Source organism: Burkholderia pyrrocinia (assembly GCF_018417535.1).
Lineage (GTDB): Bacteria > Pseudomonadota > Gammaproteobacteria > Burkholderiales > Burkholderiaceae > Burkholderia > Burkholderia pyrrocinia_E.
Window position 1 is genome coordinate 2,746,905 of sequence record NZ_CP070978.1, and the last position, 18,997, is coordinate 2,765,901.

Below are 18,997 nucleotides of genomic sequence, written 5' to 3' on the forward strand. Positions count from 1 at the left end.
CGTCGGTTTCCGCGAGATCGCGTAATGCCGACGCCGGCCGCCGCGCCTATTCGTCGCGCAATGCTTCGGCCGGCCGCACCCGCGCGGCACGCCAGCTCGGGTACAGCGTCGCGACGCACGACATCAGGAACGCGGCCGCGGCGATCTCGATCACGTCGATCGCCGCGAGCTTCGACGGCAGCGAACTGAGGAAGTACACGGACGGCGTCAGGAAGCGGATGCCGAGCAACTGCTCGATCGCCGGCAACACCCACGGGATGCTCACCGCGATCGCGCAGCCGAGGGCGACGCCCGCCAGCGTGCCGGCGAGGCCGATCGTCATCCCCTGGATCGCGAAGATCTTCGTGATCGACCCGGGCGGCGCGCCGAGCGTGCGCAGGATCGCGATGTCGCCCTGCTTCTGCGTGACCGTCATCACCAGCGACGACACGAGATTGAACGCGGCGACCGCGACGATCAGCATCAGGATCAGCGACAGCATGCGTTTCTGCAGCCGCTCGGCTTCGAACCACGTGCGGTTCTGCCGTGTCCAGTCGCGGATATAAAGATCGCCCGACAGCGTGCGCGACAGCGCCATGGCGATGTCCGGCGCGCGTTGCAGATCGTCGACGCGCAACCGGATGCCGGTCGGCGCGGGCGCGTTGAACAGCTTCTGCGCATCGCGGATGTGGATGTACGCGAGCGCGCTGTCGTACTGGTAGTGGCCCGACTCGAACGTGCCGACCACGTTGAACTGCCGGAACCGCGGCAGCGCGTCGCCGATGCGCGCCGCGTTGCCGGGCGCGAAGAACGTGATGCGGTCGCCGATCTTCACGTGCAGCGCTTCAGCCAGCGCGGTGCCGAGCACGATGCCCATCTCGCCGGGCACGAGCGCGTCGAGGCGCCCGGTCTTCAGCTTGCGCGCGATCTCGGACACGCGCGGCTCGAGCACCGGATCGATGCCGCGCAGCGCGACGCCCGTCACGCTGCCCGCGTTCGTCAGCAGCGCCTGCGCGTCGACATAGGGCGCGACGGCGCGCACCGAAGGATTCTGTAACGATTCATGCGCGGTGAGCCGCCAGTCGGGCATCGCGCCGGACGGCGAGAAGATTTCCACATGCGCGAGCACCGACAGCATCCGGTCGCGCACCTCGGTGCGAAAACCGTTCATCACCGACAGCACGACGATCAGCGCGGCGACGCCGAGCGCGATGCCGGCCATCGCGGCGCCGGCAATGAACGACACGAAGCCGTCGCCGGCCGCCGCGCGCATAGCGCAGCCCGATCTGCCATTCGAACGGGAGTTTCAAGCGATTTCCTTTCAATTCGATACGAACCACGTCGAGCCGCGCATTCTAGCGAACGCAGCGCCACCGCGTGCAGAGGTCGGGAGGCGGGCGGACTACCGTCCGACCGGCCGGTCATCCGCTTGCGTTGCGCGCCGGCACGCCGATATTTCCATCGTTTCGGCTCTGACCCATAATGGCGCCCAGCATTCGGTCGAACAAACCATTCCAAGCATTTACGGCGCAACCAGGGCCGCGCCGTCACAGACCAATAAATCTCGGGGAACGCCGCCGAAGCCGGCAGCACGTCCTTGAACAAGGAAATAACAAAATGGATTTGCTGCGCTTCCTGCTGCTCCTGCCGATTCGCGTGGCGGGCTTCGTCTGGCGCCTGCTCGGCCGCGTGCTGCGGCCGCTGGTCGGCAACGTGTCGTGGACGGCGCCCGCGTGGGCGGGCATCACCGCCGCGGCCGTGCGCCGCCGCCCGTGGCATGCCGGCGGCATCGTGCTGCTCGCGGCCGCGCTCGGCTACGGCGGATACTGGTTCAAGCATCGCCCGAAGCCGCCCGAGCCCGAGACTGTCGGCTTCACCGTGAAGGCGCCGGCGATCACGACCTACGAGGTCGACGACAGCGACAAGCCGAAGATCACCGTGCATCCGCTCGAACTGACGTTCTCTCGATCGGCCGCGCCGATCGAACGGGTCGGCAAGCCGGCCGGGCAGGGCATCGAGATGACGCCCGCGCTGAAGGGCGCGTGGGAGTGGGTCGACGACAAGACGCTGCGCTTCACGCCGGCGGCCGACTGGCCGGTCGGCGCGCACGTCGAGGTGCGCTTCGCGGTGCACGAGGTGTTCGCGCCGCAGGTAACGATGCACGACGACCATTTCGCGTTCGACCTGCCGGCCTTCACTGCGCAGTCGGGTAACGACGAGTTCTACCAGAACCCCGACAATCCGGCGGAGAAGCAGGCGCTGCTGCAGGTGCGCTTCAACTACCCGGTCGATCCGGCCGGGTTCGAGAAGCGCATCGGCCTCGTGCTGGTCGGCCGCGACGGCAAGACAGTGTCGCCGCTGCGCTACACGGTCAACTACGACAAGATGAAGACGAGCGCGTGGGTCTATTCGCAGTCGCTCGAGATTCCGAAAGATCCGCTGTCGGTGCGGCTCGACGTCGACAAGGGCGTGAAGAGCGCGCGCGGCGGCGACGGCACGCCGGCGGTGCTGCACGCGTCGGTCGGTGTGCCGGGGCTCTACAGCCTGACAATCGACAACGTCGCGCCGACGCTCGTCGACAACGAGCGCTACGAGCCCGAGCAGGTGCTCGTCGCGGAAACGTCCGACGGCGTGCGCAGCGCCGATCTCGCCGCGCGCGCGAAGGCATGGGTGCTGCCGAAGCGCAAGCCGGGCGTCGATCAGTCGGACGACGATCCGCCGTACGAATGGAACGTCGCCGACATCGGCGATGCGGTGCTGAAGCAGTCGAAGCCGCTGCCGCTCGCAGCGGTGCCGACCGAGAACGACTTCGCGACGCTGCAAAGCTTCAAGTATCACGCGACGCCGGGCGACCGTATCGTCGTGCGTTTCGAGGGCGACCTGAAATCGGCCGGCGGCTATCTGCTCGGCGCACCGGTGACGACCGCGTTCACGGTGCCCGACTATCCGAAGCTGCTGCGCTTCATGGCCGACGGCTCGCTGCTGTCGATGAGCGGCAGCAAGCGGCTGTCGGTCGTATCGCGCAACCTGCCGGGGATGAAGGTCGAGATCGGCCGCGTGGTGCCCGACCAGCTCCAGCATCTCGTGAGCTTCAACAACGGCACGTACGCGCGGCCCGAGCTGTCGTATTCGTTCAGCGAGGATCACATCGTCGAGCGCTTCGTGCAGACACGCGCGTTCCCGGCCGGCGAACCCGGCAAGGCGCATTACGAAGGCATCGATCTCGGCCAGTACCTGAAAGGCGGCAAGCGCGGCGTGTTCCTGCTGCACCTGTCGAAGTACGACCCGGCGGCCGAGAAGAAGAAAGCCGACGAAGCGAAGGACAGCGATGCATCGTCGGGCGACGGCAGCCAGGATCAGTCCGACAACGCGGATTCGGGCGACAGCCACGGCAACGGCGACGACAGCGACAATGCGCTCGGCGACACGCGCCTGATCGTCGTGACCGATCTCGGGATGCTGGTCAAGCGCGCGCTGGACGGCAGCCAGGACGTGTTCATCCAGTCGATCCGCAACGGCCGCCCGGTTGCGGGCGCAACCGTGTCGGTGCTCGCGGTGAACGGCCAGGCGCTGTTTACGCAGACCACGAGCGCCGACGGCGTCGTGCATTTCCCCGCGTTCAAGGGGCTCGACCGCGAGAAGCGTCCGCAACTGTATGTCGTGAAGAAGGACGGCGACCTGTCGTTCCTGCCGGTGGCCGGCCGCGACCGCCAGCTCGACTTCTCGCGCTTCGACGTCGACGGCGAACGCAACGCGACGGGCCAGGGGCAACTGTCCGCGTACCTGTTCTCGGATCGCGGTCTGTACCGGCCCGGCGATCCGTTCCACATCGGCCTGATCGTGCGCGCGGCGAGCTGGGCGCGCAGCCCGGCCGGCGTGCCGCTGCAGGCGGAGATCGTCGACCCGCGCGGGATCACCGTCGAACGCAAGCCGGTGACCGTCGACGCGACCGGCTTCACCGAGCTCGGCTATACGACGGCCGAAACGGCGCCAACCGGCGCGTGGACGGTCAATCTCTACATCGTCAAGGACGGCCAGCCGGGTGCCGAGCCGATCGGCAGCACGACCGTGCAGGTGAAGGAGTTCCTGCCCGACCGGATGAAGGTCGATGCGAAGCTGTCGCAGCAGGTCGTCGAAGGGTGGGTGAAGCCGAAGGGGCTGAAGGGCATCGTCGATGCGCAGAACCTGTTCGGCACGCCGGCCGAGAAGCGCCGCGTCGCGGCGACGCTGACGCTGCGCCCGGTATGGCCGTCGTTCCGTAGCTGGCAGGGCTATCACTTCTTCGATGCACGGCGCGCGAAAGAGGGCTATACGACGACGCTGCAGGACGGCACGACCGACGACAAGGGCCATGCCGAGTTCGACCTCGATCTCGACAAGTACGCGGACGCGACCTACCAGCTCTACTTCCAGGCGAAGGCGTATGAAGCGGAAGGCGGGCGCAACGTCGCCGCGAACGCACAGACGCTCGTGTCGAACAACGACTGGCTCGTCGGCTACAGGTCGGCCGACGATCTCGGTTACGTGAAGCGCGGCAGCCCGCGCACGGTGCGGCTCGTCGCGATCGATCCGGGCGCGAAGGCGATCGACGTGAAGGACCTGCGCGCGCAGCTCGTCGAGGAACGCTACGTATCGGTGCTGACCAAGCAGGATTCCGGCGCGTACAAATACGATTCCCGGCTGAAGGAAGTACCGGTCGACGAGAAGCCGCTGACGATTCCGGCGGCCGGGCTCGACTTCACGCTGCGCACCGACAAGCCGGGCAGCTATGCGCTCGTGATCCGCCGCGCGGACGGCACCGCGGTGAACCGGATCGAGTATTCGGTCGCGGGCGACGCGAACGTCACGCGCTCGCTCGACCGCAACGCCGAGCTGCAGGTGAGCCTCGCGAAGCACGACTACAAGCCGGGCGAGCAGGTGGAAATCGCGATCCGCGCGCCTTACGCGGGCAGCGGCCTGATCACGATCGAGCGCGACAAGGTGTATGCGCACGCATGGTTCCATGCGGATACCACGAGCTCGATCCAGCACATCACGGTGCCGGCCGGCTTCGAGGGCAACGGCTACATCAACGTGCAATACATCCGCGATCCGTCGTCGGACGAGATCTTCATGAGCCCGCTGAGCTACGGCGTCGTGCCGTTCTCGGTGAACCTCGACGCGCGCCGCAACGCGCTGAGCGTCGATGCGCCGGCGCTCGTGAAGCCGGGCGACACCGCCACGTTCACCGTGCATTCGGCGAAGCCCGCGAAGGTCGTCGTGTTCGCGGTCGACGAGGGCATCCTGCAGGTCGCGCGCTACAAGCTCGGCGATCCGCTGAAGTTCTTCTTCCGCAAGCGGATGCTCGAAGTCGGCACGTCGCAGATCCTCGACCTGATCCTGCCGGACTTCGAGAAGCTGATGGCGATGGCCGCGCCCGGCGGCGACGCCGACGATGCGATCGGCCGCCAGTTGAACCCGTTCAAGCGCAAGCGCGACAAGCCGGTCGTCTACTGGTCGGGGATCGTCGACGTGAACGGCGACACGCGCCTGAGCTACACGGTGCCCGATTACTTCAACGGCAAGCTGCGCGTGATGGCCGTGTCGGTGTCGCCGGACCTGGTCGGCACGTTCGAAGGCGCGACGACGGTGCGCGGCGATTTCGTGCTGTCGCCGAACGTGCCGACGACGCTCGCGCCGGGCGACGAAGCCGACGTCAGCGTCGGTGTCGCGAACAACCTGACGGGTGTCGGCAACCAGCCGGTGCCGGTCGCGGTCACGCTGAAGACGGGCCCGCAGTTGCAGGTGATCGGGCCGGCGACGCGGAACGTCGCGCTCGCGCCGCAGCACGAGGGCGTCGCGCTGTTCCGCGTGAAGGCGACCGACAGGCTCGGCTCGGGCATGCTGTCGTTCGGCGCGCGCTACGGCGCGAAGGGCGCGCAGCAGCGCGTCGACGTGTCGGTGCGGCCGGCCGCCGCGTTCCGCACGCAGCTCGACATCGCGCGGCTCGATCCGGGCAAGAAGGCGAGTGTGCCGAACCTGCGGCCGATGTACGACGCATACGCGTCGCGCGACGCGAGCATCTCGACCGCACCGCTCGTGCTGTCCGAAGGGCTGTCGTCGTATCTCGTCAACTTCGACCACTACTGCAGCGAGCAGATGGTGAGCGCGGCCGTGCCGCGCGTGTTCGCGTCGAAGTGGCTGTCGGTGCGTGCGCTGACGAGCGCGATGCATGCGCCCGAAGCCGGTGCCGATGCGGCAAACGCGAGCGCGATCGCGCAGTTCCTCGGCGTGCTGCGCAGCCGGCAGAATGCGCAGGGCGGCTTCGGCCTGTGGAGCGCGACGCCCGATGCCGATCCGTTCGTGTCCGCGTACGCGATGCACGTGCTGCTCGATGCCCGCGAGCGCGGCACGGCCGTGCCGAAGGACATGCTCGACGCGGGCAACACGTATCTGCAGAAGCTCGCGGCGAACGATTCGCTCGGCTCGCTCGACCTGCTGCGGCAGCGCGCATACGCGGTGTACCTGCTGACGCGCCAGGGCAACGTGACGACCAACAGCCTCGCGGCCGTGCAGAAGCGCCTGCAGGATGCGTATCCGAACGATTGGAAGAACGATCTCGCGGCCGCGTGGCTGGCCGCGTCGTATCAACTGCTGAAGCAGGACAAGGAGGCTGCCGCGCTGATCGCGGGCCCGCAGGTGCTGCTCGAACGCAAGCGTGCGTCCGGCGACGGTTACGCGACCGGCTACTACATCGATCCGCTGACGCGCGACGCGAGCGTGCTGTACCTGCTCGCGAAGCACTTCCCCGAGCGTGTGCGCAAGCTGTCGCCGCGTGCGATGGACAACCTCGCCGCGCCGCTGGTCGACAACCGCTACAACACGCTGTCGTCGGCGATGACGATCCTCGCGCTCGATGCGTATGCGGCGTCGAACGCGGGCCAGCTCGACCAGCTCGCGATCGACGAGGTGCGCGCGGGCGTCGCGCCGAAGGACGTGTCGTCGATCCAGGCGAACCTCGTGCGCTCGGGCACGTGGGCGGCCGGCGCGTCGCGCGTCGACCTCGTGAACGGCAGCGCGCTGCCCGCATGGTGGGTCGCGAGCCAGTCGGGCTACGACCGCGGCACGTCGACGAAGGCGATCAGGAACGGGCTCGAGATCGTGCGCGACTACACCGACACGAACGGCAAGCCGCTCGACAGGATCACGCTCGGCCAGGAGATCGACGTGCACCTGAAGATCCGCGCAACGGGCTCGGCGAACGTCGGCAACATCGCGATCGTCGACCTGCTGCCGGGCGGCTTCGATCCGGTGATTGCGCCGCCGCCCGCGACCGACACGCAGGACGGCGACGGCAATGGGGGCGGCGGCGCGCCGGCGCCGGTGGCCGATGCGCCGTGGCGTTCGCCGATCGGCGTGACGGGTTCGACGTGGCAGCCGCAGTTCGCGGATGTGCGCGAGGACCGCGTGGTGATCTACGGCACCGCGACCACCGACGTGCGCGAGTTCGTCTACCGGATCAAGGCGAGCAACGCGGGCCGCTTCGTCGCGCCGCCCGCGTACGGCGAGTCGATGTACGACCGCCGCGTGCAGGCGCAGGCGCCCGGCGGCACGACGCTGACGGTGGAGCGTGTGCGATGACGGTGTGGCTGCACCGGCCTTGCAAGCCGTGCCGGGCGCGAGGAGCGCCCGCGCGTGGCTGACGCATCGGCGCTCCGGCGCGCGCTGCACGGTGCCGGCCGCTGGCTGCATCGCTGGCAGAACTGGATCGCCGGCGCGCTGCTCGTGTTCGGCGCGCTGGCCGCGTGCCGGCTGTGGCCGCATCCGCCGCTGCGCGACTGGAAGCCGTCGTCGGTCGCGGTGGTCGACGCGCACGGCCGGCTGCTGCGCGTGACGCTCGCGAAGGACGACCGCTACCGGCTGTGGGTGCCGCTCGACCGGATGTCGCCGCAGCTCGTCGAAGCCGTGATGCTGCACGAGGATCGCTGGTTCCGGTGGCATCCGGGCTTCAACCCGTACGGGCTCGCGCGCGGCGCGTGGATCACGTATGTGCGCGGCGGCAATCCGCAGGGCGGCTCGACGCTGACGATGCAGCTCGCGCGCTCGCTGTGGCGGCTGAACACGCGCACGCCGGCTGGCAAGCTCGAGCAGGTCGCGCGCGCGGTGCAGCTCGAACTCTTTTACTCGAAGCGGCAGATTCTCGAAGCCTATCTGAACGACGCGCCATACGGCCGCAACGTCGAAGGCGCGGGCACCGCGAGCGTCGTCTATTTCGACCGGATGCCCGACGCGCTGACGCTGCCCGAGGCGCTCGCGCTCGCGGTGATTCCGCAGGACCCGGCGCGGCGCGTGCGCGGCGGGCAGGACGAGATCAACCGCGCGCTGGCGGCGTCGCGCAACCGGCTGTATGCGCGCTGGCTGATGACACACCCGAGCGATGCGTCGCTCAAGCCGCTGTTCGCGTTGCCGCTCGCGATGCGGCCGCTGTCCGCGCTGCCGTTCGACGCGCCGCACGCGGTCGACCAGGCGCTCGCCGCGCGCCGCGCGTGGCGCACGACCGCGGACGATGCCGGCGTGCGGCTCGTGACGACGCTCGATCTCGATCTGCAGCGCACGCTCGAACGGCAGATCGCGCGCTACGTGGCACGCAACGATACGCGCGGCGTGCGCAACGCGGCCGCGCTGCTCGTCGATACGCGCGACATGGGCGTGAAGGCGCTGGTCGGTTCGGCGAACTTCTTCGATCGCACGATCGACGGTCAGGTGAACGGCACGCTCGCGCGGCGCTCGCCGGGCTCGACGCTCAAGCCGTTCATCTATGCGCTCGGCTTCGACCAGGGCGTGCTGCATCCGCAGACCGTGCTGCGCGACGTGCCGACCGCGTTCGGCCCGTATGCGCCGGAGAATTTCGACGGCCATTTCCTCGGGCCGATCACGGCAACCGACGCGCTGAACCGCAGCCGCAACGTGCCGGCCGTGTGGGTCGCGTCGCAGCTCAAGTCGCCCGATCTTTACCGATTCCTGCAGGAAGCCGGCGTGCGCCGGCTCGCGAGCGCGCAGCACTACGGGCTCGCGCTCGTGCTCGGCGGCGGCGAAGTGACGATGCAGGATCTCGCGGCGCTCTACGCGATGCTCGCGAATCGCGGCGAGTTCCGGCCGCTGCGGCTGCGCGCGGACGGACCGGCCGCGCCCGGCCGGCGCCTGCTGAGCGCGGAGGCGAGCTACATGACGATGGACATGCTGCGCCAGCACCTGCGCCCCGACGAGACGAGCGGCGCGCAGCCGTCGGGCGTGCCCGTCTACTGGAAAACCGGCACGTCCTGGTCGTTCCGCGATGCGTGGACGGCCGGCGTGTTCGGCCCGTATGTGCTGGTCGTGTGGGTCGGCAACTTCGACAACTCGACCAATACGGCGTTCGTCGGCGTCGACGCGGCCGCGCCGCTGTTCTTCCAGGTCGTCGACGCGCTGAACGCCGAGCGCTCGCTCGTCGAGACGCCGCGCGCGGTGCCGCCGCGCCTGAAGCGCGTGCGGATCTGCCTTGCGAGCGGCGAGCTGCCGAACGAGTGGTGCCCGCAGCAGGGCTGGACGTGGTTCATTCCGGGCACGTCGCCGATCCGCGTGAGCACCGTGCACCGGCCCGTCGTGATCGACGACGCGACGGGGAAGGCCGCATGCCCGCCGTACGACGGCAAGCGTACGCACACGGAGATCTTCGAGTTCTGGCCGTCGGACCTGCAGCAGGTGTTCGCGCAGGCCGGCATTCCGCGCCGGCGGCCGCCGCAGAACGCGGACTGCCGCGATGCGGGGCAGGTCGACGGCGATCCGCCGCGCATCACGTCGCCGCTGCGCGGCAGTACGTATGCGATGCGCGTGAAGCGCACGGACGATACGCGTATCGCGTTCAATGCGACGGCCGACGCGAGCGCGCACGCGCTGTACTGGTTCGTCAACGATGCGTATGTCGGCCGCAGCGCGCCGGGCGACGCGCTGTTCTGGCAGCCGCGTACGGCCGGCAGCTTTACGGTGCGGGTGGTCGACGATCATGGCCGCAGCGACCAGCGGCCGCTGGCGGTGGGGCTCGAACAGTAAGCGCGACGGAATCGATCGCGGCGATCGCGCCCACGAGCAGACAAACGCGGCGAAGCAGGTCAGACCGCCGGAGCGGGCGCTCGCTGTGCGATCTGTCCGGGCGGGGCGTTCCGTGCGGCGGTGCGGGCGCCGCGCGCGCGACCTGCTATCGCCGGTTCATGCGCTGTAGCCGATCCGCAGGACACCCCATTGCCGTCCGCCGACCACGATGGGCGCGGAAACGTCCTTCATCAGCGCGAAGTTGCCGTTGCCCATGTCGCGCCGATAGGTCTGCAGCAGGAACGGCTTGGTATGCGACACGGAGGTGCGCGCCGTCCGGTCCGTATAGATCCGGCGGTTCCGGCAGTTCGCCGCGTTCCACGCGGCGTCCGCGCGCTGGGGCAGCGAGAACTTCCGGTTGTGGGTCGGCAGGTAGCAATGTTTGTCGAAGCTGGCGCAATAGACGATGCGCTCGTCGATTTCCAGCACAGGTTCCTGGACGGCCGGCAGCACGCGATCGGTGAAGGCCGTGAAGCGCGTCATGAACTGCTGCGGATCGGTGCCGGGAATCGGCACGTAGTTCGCGTCGAACAGCGCGTCGAGCGCGATATCGCCGCGCGCGACCGCATCGTCGAAGAGCTTGCCGATCGCGGCGGCCGTGTTCCGCGCGGTTTCGATGAAGCGCGTGTCGGGCGATTCGATGCCAGTCGCGGCCGTGAGTTCGATGAGCGTCTCGGAGACGGAGAGCAGGTTGCCGAGCCGGTCCTTGGCCTGCGAGAAGTTGTCGCTCGAATCCTCGACGCCGGACGCCATTTCGCCAACCTGTTCCTCGAGACGGTGGCACTGCGTCTCGATCTCGTCCGTCAGCGACGCGATCTGTTCGGCCTCGCCGGCGAGTTCGGTGATCGCGTGCCCCGTCGAATGCACGACCTCGCCGATCGTGCGCGTGCCCTCGCGGACGCGATGGGCGCGCGCGGCGTTGTCGGTTCCCTCCGCGATCAGGTGTTCGGTCTGCTCGGCCAGGCGCGCGAGGGTCGTCTCGATCTGGGCCGTCGCCTGCCCGGTCTTCGCGGACAGGTTCTTGACCTCGGCCGCGACGACGGCGAAGCTGCGGCCCGACTCGCCGGCGCGCGCGGCCTCGATCGCGGCGTTCAGCGCGAGCAGGTGGGTCTGGCGGGCGATGACGGAGATCTCCTCGGACACGGCCCGCACGTGATCGAGCGCGTCGCGCAGCGCGCCCATCTGGTTGCTGACCGTGGTGACGCCTTCGACGAGGCCGTGGATGTCGGCGAGCGATGCCTCGATCGTCTGCTGCGACTGCTGGACCGCGCTCGACGCATTGGCGCTGACGGTGCGCACCTGCTGCGCGGCCTCGGCGATCCGGTGGTTGCCGCGCAGCGTGACGGCGGCCGATTCACGCAGCGTGTGGCAGACCTCGGCCTGCCTGGCGACGCGGGCGGCGACTTCCTCGACGTGGCCCGACACGTCGCAGATCTCGATGCCGAGCTTGCCGGCCTGCTCGGCGATGTCGCCGACGAGCGCGCGCGATGAACGGCGGCCGCGGCCGATTCCGAAGAGGTTCACGTTGCTGGGTCTCCTTGTGGGCACGCATGCCCGGTCTCTGATGGATATTGGGCGTGCGCTCCTGACTTGACGGCAGCGCGGCCGCCGACTTGAGATCGGGTAAACGTCTAGATCGGCAATCCGGACGGTCGGGCCAGCGCCGCGCGTTTCCCGCGTTCCCCGCTTTCGAGGCGGCCGTCTTCCGACGGCGGGGGCCGGACGAGCGAGCGCCGATCGCCCGTCCGGATGCGCCGCGTCAGAATACGTGGTGGATGCCGACGTTGGCGCCGACCGTCGTGCCGGGCAATCCGAACAACGCGCCGCCCGTGATGCCGAGGCCGGTATCCATCGCGCCGTGGTTGTTGACGACGCCGACCTGCGCATAAAGGCCCGTTCGCTTCGACAGGCTGTAATCGGCGCCGACCGCGGCGAGCAGCGAATGATTGTGCGAATCGTTGCGATCGATCGTGTACCACGCGCCGGTGTTCAGGTCGAGGGCAGGCGTGACGCGATAGTCGAGGCCGGCGCTGTACACGTTGTTGCTGAACGAGCCGGCGACCTTGTAGCTCGTAAACGACGCCTTGCCGGTCACGGGCCCGAACGTGTATGCAGTGCCGATCGTACGGCCGACGAACGCGACCGTGCTCGAAACCGGCGTCGGCGACGTGCCGCCGTTGCCGTCGTAGAGCGCCGCGTCGAGCATGAAGCCGCCGTTCGTATACGTGAGGCTGCCGGAATACTGGCGTCCCGCCTGGAAGTCCCCGGCCTTTCCGCCGAATCCGAACATCGCGCTGGCCGTCATCCCGGCGATCGTCGGGCTCGTGTACGAAATCGCGTTCGGGTTGAAGAGGCCCGTGACGAGCACGTTGTCGACGTACGGGATCAGCGCGGCGCCGAAGTGCGAGACATTGCGAGGATCCGATCCGAGCACCGCGAGCACGAACGGCGAGAACTGCAGGCCGACCTTCGTCTCGCCGAATCCGCCGCCGAGCCCGACCCACGCCTGGCGGCCGAAGAAGTTGCCGTTCGAATGGCCGAACGCGCCGTCCGTGATGTTGAAGCCGCTCTCCAGCTTGAATTTCGCGTGCAGCCCGCCGCCGAGATCCTCGGTTCCCGTCATGCCGAAGTTGGTCGGCGTCATGCCCGTGTCGGTCAGCGCGAACTGGCGGCCGGCGTTGGCGCCGGTCGTCGCGTTGAGCGAACGGTTCGTGTAAAGCAACGCGGCATCGAGGTCGCCGTACAGCGTCACGCTGCTCTGCGCGAAACTGCTCGTGGTCACCGCCGCGCCGAGCAGCACCGCGCAAACCGTCCCTGTCTTTATCTTCATCGTCTGTCTCCGTTTTGTTGAGTGTTGTAATACGTATGACTAATCAATGCTGAGATGGCGGAATCAATGCATGCCGCCTGTCTGCCGTGCTGTCGGGGAACGCACGGCGGTGCGTCGTGCGGGCCGGAATGCGGCCGCGTGCCCGGCGTGGAGAGCGGGTACGCGACTGTGATCCGGCGCCGCGACGAAGCGGAGCGCCCGGCGGAGCGGGCGGGGCTGCATCGACCGGTTCAACTGGTCGAGGATGGCCGGGTTCTCGAGCGTGGACGTGTCCTGCGTGATCGCCTCGCCCTTCGCGAGCGAGCGCAGCAGGCGCCGCATGATCTTGCCCGAGCGCGTCTTCGGCAGGTTGTCGCCGAAACGGATGTCCTTCGGCTTCGCGATCGGCCCGATCTGCTTGCCGACCCAGTCGCGCAGCGTCTTCGCGAGCGCCGCGGCCTCTTCGCCTTCCGGACGCGAACGCTTCAGCACGACGAACGCGACGACCGCCTCGCCCGTCGTATCGTCCGGGCGGCCGACCACGGCCGCCTCGGCAACGAGCTCGTGCGACACCAGCGCCGATTCGATTTCCATCGTGCCGAGCCGATGGCCCGACACGTTCAGCACGTCGTCGATCCGGCCCATGATCGTGAAGTAGCCGGTGTCCTTGTCGCGCACGGTGCCGTCGCCGGCGAGGTAGAGTGTGCCGCCGAGTTCTTCCGGGTAATAACTCTTCTTGAAACGCTCCGGGTCGCCCCAGATCGTGCGGATCATCGCCGGCCACGGGCGCTTGACGACGAGGATGCCGCCTTGCCCGTTCGGCACGTCCTGGCCCGTCTCGTCGACCACCGCGGCCATGATGCCCGGCAGCGGCAGCGTGCACGAACCGGGTACGGTCGGCGTCGCGCCCGGCAGCGGCGTGATCATGTGCCCGCCCGTCTCGGTCTGCCACCACGTATCGACGATCGGGCAGCGCTCCTGGCCGACGTGCTTGTGATACCACATCCACGCTTCCGGATTGATCGGCTCGCCGACGGTGCCGATGATGCGCAGGCTCGACAGGTCGTAGCTCTTCGGATGTACCTTGTCGTGGGCTTCGGCGGCCTTGATCAGCGAGCGGATCGCGGTCGGCGCGGTGTAGAACACGCTGACCTTGTGATCGCCGATCATCTTCCAGAAGCGGCCGGCATCCGGGTAGGTCGGCACGCCCTCGAACACGACCTGCGTGCCGCCGCACGCGAGCGGGCCATACGTGATGTACGTGTGACCGGTGACCCAGCCGATGTCCGCCGTGCACCAGAACACGTCGGTCGGCTTCCAGTCGAAGGTCCACTTCATCGTCTGCGCGGCCCACAGCAGGTAGCCGCCCGTGCTGTGCTGCACGCCCTTCGGCTTGCCGGTCGAGCCCGACGTATACAGGATGAACAGCGGATGCTCGGCGCCGACCCATTCCGGCGCGCACGTGTCGGACTCGCCGTCCGCGACCTCGTGCATCCACAGGTCGCGCTCGGCATGCCAGTCGATCTTGCCGCCGGTGCGGCGATAGACGATCACGCTCTTCACCGCTTCGCAGCCGCCCATCGCGATCGCCTCGTCGGCGATGCTCTTGAGCGGCAGCGTCTTGCCGCCGCGCGCCTGCTCGTCGGCCGTGACGAGCGCGACCGCGCCGACGTCGACGAGCCGCTCGTTCAGCGATTTCGCGGAGAAGCCGCCGAACACGACCGAGTGCGTCGCGCCGATGCGCGCGCAGGCCTGCATCGCGACGATGCCCTCGATCGACATCGGGATGTAGATGACGACGCGATCGCCCTTGCCGATCCCGCGTTTCTTCAGCGCGTTCGCGAAGCGCGATACGCGCGCCAGCAGCTCGGCATAGGTGATGCGCGTGACGGTGCCGTCGTCGGCCTCGAAGATCACCGCGACGCGCTCGCCGTTGCCGGCTTCGACGTGACGGTCGAGGCAGTTGTACGACGCGTTCAGCTCGCCGTCGTCGAACCACTTGTAGAACGGCGCGTTGGACTCGTCGAGCACGTTCGTGAACGGCTTGTGCCACGCGAGGCCCTCGCGCGCGAGACGCGCCCAGAAGCCTTCGTAATCGCGCTCGGCCTCGGCGGCGAGCGCGCGATAGGCCGGCATGCCGGAAATGGTCGCCGCCTGTTCGAGCGCCGCGGGCGGCGCAAACTGGCGGGTTTCGTGAAGAACCGATTCGATCGTGGACAAGCGTGTCTCCATGCGTTCTTGGGATACCGGGCTGCGTTCGAGAAAACGCAACATGCATGCCAGCAGCGGCGATCGATGCGCGCATTCAGCGAAAGCCGCGGCAGCCGTGCGCTTTCCGATCGATCCGATCGAACGGGCGACGTTGCGGCTAGTGGCGCGATGCGGCCGGTCGTTCAGAAATGCAGCACGTTGTGTTGCAGTCCTCAACAGGCGGCGCGCGGCGGGGAAGGTGGTCGGCCACGCGATCCGGAGCGCGGTGGGGCGGCATGGCCGCGTCAGGCGATCAGCGATCGAAGCGCCGGGGCATGCCTGAATTGTCTGATCCGTTCGAGCGCCGACACTTCGATCTGGCGAACGCGTTCGGCTGACAGGTTCAGTTGTCGGCCGATTTCGCGCAGCGAATACTCGCTTTCGACGTCGATGCCGTACCTCAAGCGAAGAATCCACGCTTCGCGCGCCGGCAGGCGGTCGATCAGCGTCGCCACCGCGGCGCGGAGCTGGCGGGCGCTCGCGGATTCTTCCGGCGTCGGCGCGGCGTGGTCGATCGCGACGTCGCACAACGTGAGGTCGTGATCGGGCGAAACGGGCATGTCTGCGGAGACGGGCTCGCGCACGATGCTCATCAGTTCGCGGACCTTGTCGACGGGCAACTGCATCTGCGTGGAGAGCGCCGGTGCGTCGGCGGCACGGCCGGTCTGTTGCGCATGCGTTCGCGCGAGGCGGGACAGCTTGTTGATCGCGTCGACCGTATGTGCGGGCACGCGGATCGTCCGGCCCTGATCGGCGATCGCGTGCGTGATTGCCTGCCGGACCCACCAGGTCGCATACGTCGCGAATTTGAAGCCGCGCCGGTGGTCGTAGCGATCGACGGCCTTCATCAGGCCGATATTGCCTTCCTGGATCAGGTCGAGAAGCTGCAAGCCGCGATCGGGATAGCGTTTGGCGATCGACACGACGAGCCGCAGATTGCTCTGGAACAGTTTCGTTCTCGCAGGCTGCATCGCACGATCGACGCGCGACAGTCGCGCGTCGATCGCGATCGCGATGTCGAGCGGCACGACGGATTGGCTGGCGAGACGCGCGAGCGCGGTGCGTGCTTCGATCAGCGCCGGTGCACGGCGAGCGAGCGCAGTGGCGCATTCGGGATGCGTGGCGACACATTCGCGCAGCCATGCGCGCACGTCGTCGCACGGCGTGAAGAGGTCGCGGCGCGGCGATTCGGTATGTATGCCCGATTCGGCCAGGGTTTCGACGATGCGCTGTTCGAACTTGCGCGCTTGCGTCGCGCGTTCGCAAATCGTGTGGCCGATGCGTTCGATCGCACGCGACGTGAAGCGGATCGTGCCGGTCAACGCGGCGGCCTCGCGCAGCAGCGCCCGGTGACCGGCCGACGCGAAACCGTCGACGCGCAATGCGTGCCGCATCGCCGATGCCAGCGCACCGGCGCGCTCGAGCGATTCAACGACGGTATCGCGCCACGCCGGGCTGTCCAGCGAGCAGTCGGCGTCGTCTTCCGGCGCCGGTGATTCCATGATCGAATCGGGCGCCGTTGCGTTCCCGGGCGAATCCTCGGGAAAAATCGCGGGCGCTTCCGCAAGCGATTCGGCGTCGCCGACGAAGCCCGTCACGTAGACCGCCGCCGCCGCCTTGCCTGCGCGGATGTCGCCGGCGATCGACGCGACGACGTCGAGCGCGGCCGGGTCGCGGCTCAATGCGTCGATACACGCTGCGCGGCCGCGTTCCAGATGAAGCGCGAGCGCGATCTCTTCGTCGCGTTCGAGCAGCGGCGTCACGCTCATTTCCCGCAGGTAGATGCGCACGGGATCGTTCGTGCGGCCCGCGAGCAGATCGGCGGTCGCGAGCGGCGCCGATGCGTCGGCAAGCGGCGACGTCGCGTCCGTCGCTCGCGCGAAATGACGATCGAGCGTCCATGCGCTTCGCGAGTCGACGTGCTCGCGCATCTCGATCCCCAGCTCGCCGAGCATCGACGCGGCTGCGTCGAAATCCGCGCCGTCAGCGGCATCGTCGGGCAACGCATCGACGATTTCGCCGCGCGTCACGTAGCCGCGATCGATGCCCAGTGCGATCAGCGCATGCAGATGTTCCGCGCGCTCGGCGTTCGCGCCGCCGCGCGGCGCACTGTCGTGTCCGCGCGCGTGCCCGGGATCAAGCAAGCTTTGCATAGACGTTGCACCAGCCTTCGGCGGCAACCGCCTTGCCAGCGAACATCGGGCACGTGCCGGAGGATTCGCCGGCGCCGGCCTTGTAGAAGCGGCAGTTCGAGCAAGTCTGGCCCGCCTGGTACTTCGGGAACTTGCCCGCGTCGACGGTCGTCGCCTTCGCGCGGTAGCCGAGCGTCTTCGCGGCCGCGTCGTTTTCGTCGACGGGCGGCGCTGCCGCGAATGCGCGGGTGCCGGCCGCGAGCGCGGTACACAGGCCGGCGGTCTGAACGATGAAGGTTCTGCGATTGCGGGAGATCATGTCGTTTTCCTGAATGAAATGAAAATAAAAAATCTGCCCGCGAGCCGGGAATGCTTCCCGGCGCGGCGGGTCGACCGAAACGAAGGGGCGGGAACGTTACTTGCGCGGTCCGGCGATAAGCGGCGCCTTCGACGCGTTGGCGATATCGGCGGTCAGCTTGCTCTTCGACGTGTCGTAGCCGTTCGAATAAAGCAGGAACGCCATCAGGTCCTCGTATTCCTGTTCCGTCATCTTGCCGGGGCGATCGGCCGGCATGTTGCTCGACATGTACTGGTAGATGCCGCCGACCGTGATGTGCGACTTGCCTTCGGGGGCGAAGGCTTCCCCGCTCAGTGCGGGGGCGGTATTGCCCTCGAGCTGGTCGCCGTGGCATTTCGCGCAGGCATCGGCATAGATCTTCTTGCCATGCTGCACCTGCGCCTGCTCGAACGGCGGTATGTCGCTGCCTTCGCTGGTCGAAACCTTGATGAAGCCGCTCTTTGCCGGCTGCGATTGCGCGGATGCGACCGCGCCGTCGAGGAACCGGCCGGGCGCACGCATCCCCGTCGCTTGCGCGACCGTTTCCGGAAGTGCCCAGCCGCGCGTGAGCGCGGCGAGACGGCCGTTGCCGTTCATCCGCGACAACGTCGCGTCGATGCGCTTCTGCAGCGCTTCCTTGCCCGGGCCGAATGCGAACGAAAGCTGCCAGTCGGAGTACGGCGACGACGTCGCCGCAACCTGGAACCGCTGTTTCGGATGCGCACGCTCATACGCGACGACGCTCGGATACCAGACGATGGCGCGCTGTGCGCGGCCTGCGGCGACCGCACCGATCGTTTTCTCGCTCGTGTTTTCGAGATCGAAGCGGGCGTTCGTCTGCTGCGCGGCGATCAACTGCGAGGGGCTGCCATACGTGGCCGCGATCGTTTCCTTGGCACCGGACGGGGCTTGCGCGTTGCGCAGCGACACGTTGACGTAGCCGGAGCGCAAATAGCCCTGCGAGAACGTCATTCTGGACGCCGACGCATCGGCGATCGCCGAGCGCGGGAAGCCGGCGATCACATCGCAGTTGCGTTCGAGCGATTTCTTCAGCTCGCTGGCGGAGATGCCGTCGTCGCCGCCATCGTCGTCGACGCCGCGCTTGTTGAACGATGCGGCGATGCCTGCGGTGCGGAACACTTCGCGCGCAACGGATCGGTCGAGCGCCGTGGTCGGGCTGCCGGGCAGCGTGCAGATGCGCACGCCGGCCGACGCGGCTGCCGGTGTCAGCGCCACGCCCACGGCGAGCAGACTGGCGACGGTAACGGGAGTGAGACGAGTAGTCATGATCGTGTGTCCGGTTGAAGCGGTTGGGGCGTCGCGCCCGCATCGGGCGCATGCGGGCGCGACCGGGGCCGGGGCCTGTTCACGCTGGTAGCGGGC

At 68.1% G+C, this 18,997-nt stretch carries 7 protein-coding genes and 2 pseudogenes; 2 read left to right on the plus strand and 7 right to left on the minus strand.

The window, feature by feature from the left end; translation table 11 throughout:
- Positions 1–46: 46 nt before the first annotated feature.
- A pseudogene (locus JYG32_RS30470) lies at positions 47–1,289 on the minus strand (lipoprotein-releasing ABC transporter permease subunit).
- 307 nt (positions 1,290–1,596) lie between these two features.
- On the opposite strand from JYG32_RS30470, the gene JYG32_RS30475 reads away from it, so the two are divergent.
- Positions 1,597–7,599, plus strand: a complete 6,003-nt coding sequence (locus JYG32_RS30475) for an MG2 domain-containing protein (RefSeq protein WP_213266067.1) — start codon at positions 1,597–1,599, stop codon at positions 7,597–7,599.
- Positions 7,600–7,653: 54 nt separating this feature from the next.
- A complete protein-coding gene (pbpC, locus tag JYG32_RS30480) occupies positions 7,654–10,047 on the plus strand; it encodes a penicillin-binding protein 1C (protein ID WP_213266068.1) in 2,394 nt (797 codons plus the stop codon).
- Between the two features lie 156 nt (positions 10,048–10,203).
- On the opposite strand, the gene JYG32_RS30485 is transcribed toward pbpC, so the two are convergent.
- The 6 genes and pseudogenes from JYG32_RS30485 to JYG32_RS30510 all read right to left on the minus strand — a co-directional run bounded on the left by JYG32_RS30485 (position 10,204) and on the right by JYG32_RS30510 (position 18,901).
- Positions 10,204–11,610: a methyl-accepting chemotaxis protein gene (locus tag JYG32_RS30485; protein ID WP_174379784.1), complete on the minus strand. Its 1,407-nt coding sequence runs from the start codon at positions 11,608–11,610 to the stop codon at positions 10,204–10,206.
- A 235-nt stretch (positions 11,611–11,845) separates the two neighbouring features.
- A complete protein-coding gene (locus JYG32_RS30490; RefSeq protein WP_213266069.1) occupies positions 11,846–12,916 on the minus strand; it encodes a porin in 1,071 nt (356 codons plus the stop codon).
- A gap of 222 nt (positions 12,917–13,138) precedes the next feature.
- Positions 13,139–15,115, minus strand: a pseudogene (gene acs, locus JYG32_RS30495) (acetate--CoA ligase); the annotation flags it as partial.
- Positions 15,116–15,390: 275 nt separating this feature from the next.
- Positions 15,391–17,298, minus strand: a complete 1,908-nt coding sequence (locus JYG32_RS30500; RefSeq protein ID WP_213266070.1) for a sigma-70 family RNA polymerase sigma factor — start codon at positions 17,296–17,298, stop codon at positions 15,391–15,393.
- Positions 17,282–17,596: a high-potential iron-sulfur protein gene (locus JYG32_RS30505; protein ID WP_213266071.1), complete on the minus strand. Its 315-nt coding sequence runs from the start codon at positions 17,594–17,596 to the stop codon at positions 17,282–17,284. Before JYG32_RS30505 ends, JYG32_RS30500 begins: the two co-directional genes overlap by 17 nt.
- Before the next feature lie 96 nt (positions 17,597–17,692).
- Positions 17,693–18,901 carry a c-type cytochrome gene (locus JYG32_RS30510; RefSeq protein ID WP_213266072.1) on the minus strand — a complete coding sequence of 403 codons (1,209 nt, stop codon included), beginning with the start codon at positions 18,899–18,901 and terminating at the stop codon, positions 17,693–17,695.
- Between the last annotated feature and the right edge of the window lie 96 nt (positions 18,902–18,997).

What these genes read in the sequence shown, in the direction of transcription:
- JYG32_RS30490 (WP_213266069.1), bottom strand. Translation starts at nt 12,916, where the DNA reads ATGAAGATAAAGACAGGGACGGTTTGCGCGGTGCTGCTCGGCGCGGCG.
- JYG32_RS30505 (WP_213266071.1), bottom strand. Translation starts at nt 17,596, where the DNA reads ATGATCTCCCGCAATCGCAGAACCTTCATCGTTCAGACCGCCGGCCTG.
- JYG32_RS30475 (WP_213266067.1), top strand. Translation starts at nt 1,597, where the DNA reads ATGGATTTGCTGCGCTTCCTGCTGCTCCTGCCGATTCGCGTGGCGGGC.
- JYG32_RS30510 (WP_213266072.1), bottom strand. Translation starts at nt 18,901, where the DNA reads ATGACTACTCGTCTCACTCCCGTTACCGTCGCCAGTCTGCTCGCCGTG.
- JYG32_RS30500 (WP_213266070.1), bottom strand. Translation starts at nt 17,298, where the DNA reads ATGCAAAGCTTGCTTGATCCCGGGCACGCGCGCGGACACGACAGTGCG.